Source organism: Amycolatopsis sp. NPDC104587 (assembly GCF_055583645.1).
The window spans coordinates 389243-396752 of the sequence record NZ_JBVJNO010000010.1; the positions used below are offsets into that span (position 1 = coordinate 389243).

At 74.2% G+C, this 7510-nt stretch carries 2 protein-coding genes and 1 pseudogene; 1 reads left to right on the plus strand and 2 read right to left on the minus strand.

Going from position 1 to position 7510, the window contains the following annotated elements; genetic code table 11:
* Nucleotides 1–8 precede the first annotated feature (8 nt).
* Nucleotides 9–6125, plus strand: a pseudogene (locus ACZ61C_RS31145) (SDR family NAD(P)-dependent oxidoreductase); the annotation flags it as partial.
* A 4-nt stretch (nucleotides 6126–6129) separates the two neighbouring features.
* Here the strand turns inward: ACZ61C_RS31145 and ACZ61C_RS31150 are convergent.
* Nucleotides 6130–6363 carry a hypothetical protein gene (locus tag ACZ61C_RS31150; RefSeq protein WP_465311410.1) on the minus strand — a complete coding sequence of 78 codons (234 nt, stop codon included), beginning with the start codon at nucleotides 6361–6363 and terminating at the stop codon, nucleotides 6130–6132.
* A gap of 106 nt (nucleotides 6364–6469) precedes the next feature.
* Nucleotides 6470–7288: a DUF2306 domain-containing protein gene (locus ACZ61C_RS31155; protein WP_465311411.1), complete on the minus strand. Its 819-nt coding sequence runs from the start codon at nucleotides 7286–7288 to the stop codon at nucleotides 6470–6472.
* Nucleotides 7289–7510 lie beyond the last annotated feature (222 nt).

The following is a 7510-nucleotide window of genomic DNA, read 5'->3' on the forward strand; positions in this document are numbered from 1 at the left end:
CCGTGGCGACCGAAGCCGAGCTGCTCGACTACCTCCGCCGGGTGACCGCCGACCTGCAACGCACCCGTGAGCGCCTGGTCGCCGCGGAGTCCGCGGGTGACGAGCCGATCGCCGTGGTCGGCATGAGCTGCCGCTACCCCGGCGACGTCGACACCCCCGAAGCCCTGTGGCGCCTGGTCGACGACGGCGCCGACGCGATCGGCGGTTTCCCGGACGACCGCGGCTGGCCGCTGGCCGACCTGCTCGGCGACAGCGGCGGGCCCGGCACCTCCGCCACCGCCGAGGGCGGTTTCCTACACGGCGCGGGCGGGTTCGACGCGGCGTTCTTCGGGATGAGCCCGCGCGAGGCGCTGGCCACCGACCCGCAGCAGCGGCTGCTGCTGGAAACCGCCTGGGAGGCCTGCGAAAGCGCGGGCATCGACCCGCTTTCCCTGCGCGGCAGCGCGACCGGCGTCTTCGTCGGCGTGATGTACAACGACTACGCGATCGCGCTGCAGGGCGTCACCGAAGACCTCGAGGGGTACCAGAGCAACGGCAGCGCCGGCAGTGTCGCTTCCGGGCGCATCTCCTACACCTTCGGCTTCGAAGGCCCGACCGTCAGCGTCGACACCGCATGCTCGTCGTCGCTGGTCACCCTGCACCTCGCCGCGCAGGCCCTGCGCCGCGGTGAATGCTCGCTCGCGCTGGCCGGCGGTGTCGCGATCATGTCGACGCCGATGGTGTTCATCGAGTACAGCCGCCAGGGCGCGCTTTCGCCGACCGGCCGCTCCCGGGCGTTCGCCGAGGGCGCCGACGGCACCGGCTGGTCCGAAGGCGTCGGCATGCTGGCGCTGGAAAAGCTGTCCGACGCGCGGCGCAACGGCCACGAGGTCCTCGCCGTGCTGCGCGGTTCGGCCGTGAACTCCGACGGCGCGTCCAACGGCCTCACCGCGCCCAACGGCCCGTCGCAGCAACGCGTGATCCGCGCCGCGCTGGCCGACGCGAAGCTGTCACCGTCCGATGTGGACGTCGTCGAGGCGCACGGCACCGGCACCGCGCTGGGCGACCCGATCGAGGCGCAGGCGCTGATCTCGGTGTACGGCCAGGACCGGCCCGAAGGCCGGCCGCTGTGGCTCGGCTCGCTGAAGTCGAACATCGGGCACACGCAGGCCGCGGCCGGCGTCGGCGGGGTGCTGAAGATGATCCTCGCCATGCGCAACGGCGTCCTGCCGCGGACCCTGCACGCCGAAGAGCCGTCCACCAAGATCGACTGGACCGCGGGCGCCGTCGAGCTGCTGACCGAACCGCGGCCGTGGCCGCGGACCGGGGCGCCGCGCCGGGCCGCCGTCTCGTCGTTCGGGGTCAGCGGAACCAACGCGCACGTAGTCCTCGAACAGGCCCCGCCCGCCGAACCCGCCACGGCCGCCGCGGAACCGGTCGCGATCCCGTGGGTGCTCTCGGCGAAGTCGCCGGAAGCCCTGGCCGGGCAGGCCGCCCGGCTGCTGGCGCACCTCGACGAGCACCCCGCCCAGCCCCTGTCCGGGATCGCCCGCACGCTGCTGGCCCGCAGCCGCTTCGACCACCGCGCCGTCGTGGCCGGGACCGGCCACGCCACCCTGCGCGAAGGCCTCTCCGCGCTCGCGGCCGGGGTCCCGGCGCCGACCGTGGCCACCGGCACGGTGACGGGCGCGCCCGGCCCGGTGTTCGTCTTCCCCGGCCAGGGTTCGCAGTGGCCGGAGATGGCGATCGCGCTGCTGGACACCGAACCGGCCTTCCGCGCCCGCATCGAGGAGTGCGCCGAAGCGCTCACGCCGTACGTCGACTGGTCGCTGCTGGACGTCCTGCGCGGCGTCGAGGGCGCGCCCTCGGTCGACCGGGTGGACGTCGTGCAGCCGGTGCTGTTCTCCGTGATGGTCTCCCTCGCCCACCTCTGGCGCTCCTACGGCGTCCGGCCGGCGGCCGTGCTCGGGCATTCGCAGGGTGAGATCGCGGCCGCGTGCTTCGCCGGGATCCTGTCGCTGCCCGAAGCCGCGCGGATCGTGACGCTGCGCAGCCGCCTGATCGGCGACCGGCTGGCCGGGCGCGGCGGGCTGCTGTCGGTGATGGCGTCCGAGGCCGAAGTCGGCGAGCTGCTCGGCGACTTCGAGGGAAAGCTGTCGATCGCGGCGGTCAACGGGCCGCGCACGGTCACCGTCGCCGGCGAGCCGGAAGCCCTGACCGCGCTGGAAAAGCGGCTGTCCTCGGCCGGGCTGATGCGCTGGCGCGTCGAGGGGGTCGACTTCGCCGCGCACAGCCCCCAGGTGCGCGTGCTGCACGACGAGCTCCTCGACGTCCTGGGTGAGCTGCACCCGGGCGAGACCTCGATCCCGTTCTTCTCCACCGCCGACCGGCGCTGGCTCGACGGCCCGGAGCTGGACGGCGAGTACTGGTACCGCAACCTGGAACACACCGTGCGCTTCGACGCCGGTGTCCTCGCCGCCCTCGACCGCGGCGCCCGTCACTTCGTCGAGATCAGCCCGCAGCCGGTGCTCAGCCTCGGCCTGCAGGCGCTGCTGGAGCAGTCCGGCACCGGCGCGACGGCGTCGGCGACCCTGCTGCTCGGCCACGGCGGGCCGGACCGGTTCCTGGCCGCGCTCGGCGCCGCCTTCGCCCGCGGCGCCGACGTCGGCTGGCGCCTCCCCGACGGCGACCGCGTCGCACTGCCGACGTACCCCTTCCAGCGCACGGACTTCTGGCCCCGCGGCACGCTTCAGGCGACCGGCGACATCACCGCGCTGGGCCTCGCCGCGGCGGAGCACCCGCTGCTCGGCGCCGTGACGGCGTTGCCGGACACCGAAGGTTTCCTGTTCACCTCGCGGCTGTCGGTCGCGACGCACCCGTGGCTCGCCGAACACACCTTCGGCGGCGCGGTCCTGCTGCCCGGCACCGCGTTCCTGGAGCTGGCCGTCCGCGCCGGTGACGAGGCCGGCTGCCCGGTCGTCGACGAGCTGACCCTGACCGTGCCGCTGGTCGTCCCGCCGGGGCAGGCCGTGCGCACCCAGGTGGTGCTCGGCCCGCCGACCCCGGCCGGCCGGCGCACGCTGTCGGTCTACGCCCGGCCCGACGCCGGCGACGAGCCGTGGACCTGCCACGCCACCGGCGTGCTGAGGGCGGGCGACGTCCCGGAGGCGGGGGAGTTCCCGGCCGAGTGGCCGCCCGCCGGGGCCGAGCCGATCGACCTGACCGGCTTCTACGAGCAGGCCGCCGACAACGGTTTCGGCTACGGCTCGCTCTTCCGCGGGCTCGAAAAGGCTTGGCGGCACGGCGAAGACGTCTACGCCGAGGTCGCGCTGCCGGAGGCCAACCGGCCCGAAGCGGCCGCGTGCGCCCTGCACCCGGCGCTGCTCGACGCGGCGCTGCACGCGGCGTCGTTCACCGGCGAAGGCCGCAGCCGGCTCCCGTTCTCGTGGACCGACGTCGAGCTGTACGCGGTCGGCGCGTCCCGGGCCCGCGTGCGCGTCAGCCCCACCGGCCCCGACGGTGTCCGCGTCGACCTCGCCGACACCACCGGCATGCCGATCTTCTCCGTCGGCTCGCTGCTGCTGCGCGACGCCGGGACGATCGAGAGCGCGCCGGCCCACGGCGACAGCCTCTTCCGCTGGGAGTGGCAGCCGGTGCCGGCCCCGGAACCCGGCCGGCTCGAAGACGGCACCTGGGTCGTGGCCGGGGCCGACGAGTTCGGGCTGACCGGCGCCGTCTACACCCTCGGCCGCGCGGTCGAGACGTTCCTCGGCCTCGGCGCGCTGACCGCCGCGCTCGACGAGGGCCTGCCCGCGCCCCAGGTGATCCTCATGCCGCTGGTGCCGGTGCGGCCGGAGAACGACCGCGAAGCGGCTCGCGACCTGACGAAGTGGGTGCTCGGCGAGGTCCAGGCGTTCCTCGAAGAGGACCGGCTGCGCACCACGCGGCTGGTGTTCGTCACCCGGGGCGCCACCGAAGACGCCCTCGCCGGTGCGACCGCGTGGGGCCTGCTGCGCTCGGCGCAGACGGAGAACCCCGGCCGGATCGTGCTGGCCGACCTGGAACGCGAAGGCGACCAGTCCATCCGCGACCTGCTGCCGCTGCTGCCGGGCCTGCTCGCCTCGGGCGAGCCGCAGGTCGTGCTGCGCGACGGCGTCCCGCACGTCGGCCGCCTCACCCGCGTCCGCGGCGAAGAGTCCACTATGGACTGGTCGGCGGCGGGCAAGGTGCTCGTCACCGGCGGCACCGGCGCGCTGGCCCGGACGGTCGCCCGGCACCTGGTCACCGAGCACGGCGTCCGCGAGCTGCTGCTGGTCAGCCGCAGCGGCCCGGACGCGCCGGGCGCGGCGGCGTTCGCGGCCGAGCTCGACGCCACTGTGGACGTTCGCGCCTGTGACGTGTCCGATCGGGACGCGCTCGCCCGGCTGCTCGACTCGGAACCCTCGGTGCGGGCGGTCGTCCACACCGCCGGCGCCCTGGAGGACGGCGTCCTCGGCTCGCTGACCCCGAAGAAGCTCGACACGGTGTTCGCGCCGAAGCTCGACGCGGCCTGGCACCTGCACGAGCTGACCCGCGACCGCGAGCTGACGGCGTTCGTGCTGTTCTCGTCGTTCGCCGGGCTGGCGGGCAACGCGGGCCAGGGCAACTACGCCGCCGCAAACGCTTTCCTCGACGCCCTCGCCCGGCACCGCCGCGGCCTCGGCCTCCCCGCGACGTCGATCGCGTGGGGCGCCTGGGCCGGTGACCGCAGCGTGATGGCGGCCCGGCTCGACGAGACGAGCCGCCGCCGTCAGGAGCGCGGGGGAGCGCTGGCGCTCTCGCCCGAGCAGGGCGTCGCGCTGTTCGACGCCGCCTTGGCCCGGCCGGAACCGGTGCTCGCCGCCATCCGGCTCGACCTGGCCGCGATGCGCGCGGCCGGAGAAGTGCCGCGTATGATGCACACGCTCGTCCCGCCGCCGTCGCGCCGCTCGGCGGCCACGGCGGAGCAGGACGCGGGCTCGTTCGCCCGGACGTACGCCCAGCTGCCTGCCGGCGACCGCCCGGGCGCGGTGCTGGAGCTGGTTCGTGGCCTCGCGGCCGCGGTGCTGGGGCACTCGAGCGCGGCCGCGGTGGCCGCCGACGGCAGCTTCCCCGAGCTGGGCTTCGACTCGCTGACCGCGATGGACCTGCGCAACCGCCTCCAGACGGCGACGGACCTGATCCTGCAGGTCGGGGTCGTGTTCGACCACCCGACGCCGGAGGAGCTGGCCGCGCACCTGGCAGGAGAGCTCGCCACCGGAACGACGGCCGAAGTCACGAGCACGGTGTCCGTGCAGGCCCCGGAGACGATCGCGGGCCTGTTCACCGACGCGCTGAAGGCCGGGCAGCAGGCGGACGCGATCGCGTTCCTGCGCGCGGCGGCGACGTTGCGCCCGAAGTTCCGCACGTCCGAAGAGCTGACCCGGCCGATCCGCCCGCTGCGGCTGGCCCGCCGGTCCCCGGACGCCGAGCCCGGCCCGCACCTGATCTGCGTCCCGGCGCTGGTGGCGATGGCGGGGGTGCAGCAGTACTCGCTGTTCGCGGCGTCCTGCCGCGGCCGCCACGACGTCTCGGCGGTCCCGATCCCGGGGTTCACCGACGGCGAAGCGCTCCCGGCCGACCGCCAGGCCCTGGTCGCGGCGGAGGCCGACGCGATCTCCGCGTACACGGGCGGCGAGCCGGCGATCGTGCTCGGCGTGTCCACCGGCGGCCTGCTGGTGCACGCCATCGCGACGGAGCTGTGCCGCCGCGGCACACCCCCGGCCGGCGTCGCGCTGCTCGACCCGTACGCGGTGGACAGCGAGTTCGTCTCGAGTGCCGGCGGCGGGCTGATGCAGGGCCTGTACAAGCGCAACCAGCAGTACACCGAGGTGACGAGCGCGGGGCTGTCGGCGATGGCCTGGTGCTTCGACCTGATGGAGGGCTGGGAGCTGGGCCCGTTGCCGTGCCCGACGCTGCTGGTGCGCGCGTCCGAGCCGATCGTGGCGGCCCAGGAGTCGGTGGACTGGCGCTCGGCGTGGGCGCACGCGGACACGGTGACCGACGTCCCGGGCAACCACTTCACGATCGTGGAGGAGCACATCGCGGAAGCGGTGGCGGCGGTCCAGGACTGGCTGCCGCGGGCGTGACGGCTCAGCCCCGGGTCAGCCGTCCGGCGTCCTCGGCCGTGATCGGTAGCAGGTGGCCGCGTTTGTGCTGGTCCCGCACGTCCCGGTAGGTCCAGGTCGTCCGCCAGCCGTCCGGCGTGTGCGACTCCTCATGCTCACGGCCGTCCGGGCTCGTCCACGTCCGGATGACCTCCTTGGCGGCCTCCTTGGCCGACTCGCCCTCGGACAGCCAGGCCCAGTACCGGTATTCGCTCTCCACTGCGGACCTCCTCCGGCGCCATTCTGCTCGAACCGGTGACCGCGAAGAACCCCGGCACCTGGGGGAGTGTGCCGGGGTTCTTCGCCGCGGGAAGGCAGCCGCGAGACTAGGGGACGGGGTCGGGGGCCGGACGCTCCAGGACCGGCGTCTTCGTGTTCGGCGCCAGCGCCGGCGTGTGGTGCGCGGGCTGGGCGGCCGCGTTCGGCGCCGGATCCTGGGGCACGACCACCTTCGCCGCCGCGCGCTTGGCCGCCTGGCGGCCCAGCGCCTTGTAGCGGGCGCGGTGGTTGAACCACTCCGCGATCAGCAGGTTGACCACCCACGGCACCCACGACGTCAGCGTCGACACCTGGTCCTGGACCGCCGGCGGGCCGTCGACGCCCATCGTGAACACCTCGGGCTCCAGCCACAGGATGGCCGGGCCCAGCCAGAAGCGGGACGCGAGGATCGAGAAGCACAGCGCGAAGCTGCGCAGCATCCACTCGCGGTGCTCGACGATCCGGCCCTGGCGCGCCCGGCGGAAGCCGATGATCGTCGTGGCCAGCCACAGCAGGCCCAGCAGCGCGTTGCCCGCCTTCTGGCCGGGGCCGTGGGTCAGGAACGGCGTGATCGTCAGGATCGCGAGCCCCGCCGGCAGCGCGCCGCCCAGGACGTAGACGCGGCCCGAGATCCGGTGCAGCTTCGGCTTCCGGTTGCGCAGCCACGGCCAGATCTGGATCGACGCGGTCACGAACGCGACCGAGCCGAAGACGATGTGCGCCACCAGCAACGGGTAGTAGAAGGGCAGGTCCAGGCGCGTCGCCGCGGTCGACTTGCTCGGGTCGAAGCCGAGGTAGTTGGGCAACCGGAACGCCAGGAACCCGAACACCAGGAAGTAGAAGGGGATGATCCAGGGGCGTCTCAACGCCCTTCCGATACGTGTCATGGTCGGCCTTCCTTCGGGGCATCCGGCGCAAAGAGCATGCCTCCGCCGAACCACGGAAAACCGCAGACTTCACGCGCGGGCGGACGGGAGCCGGGCGCCGATCTCTGGGGAAAAACCGGCCCGCGCGGCGGCATAGTCGCCTTCGACCTGAACCCCGGCGGTGGCTCCGGCGTCGTGAGGCGGCCGGGCGCCCGCCCGAACCGGATCACTGGGAGCGCCGCG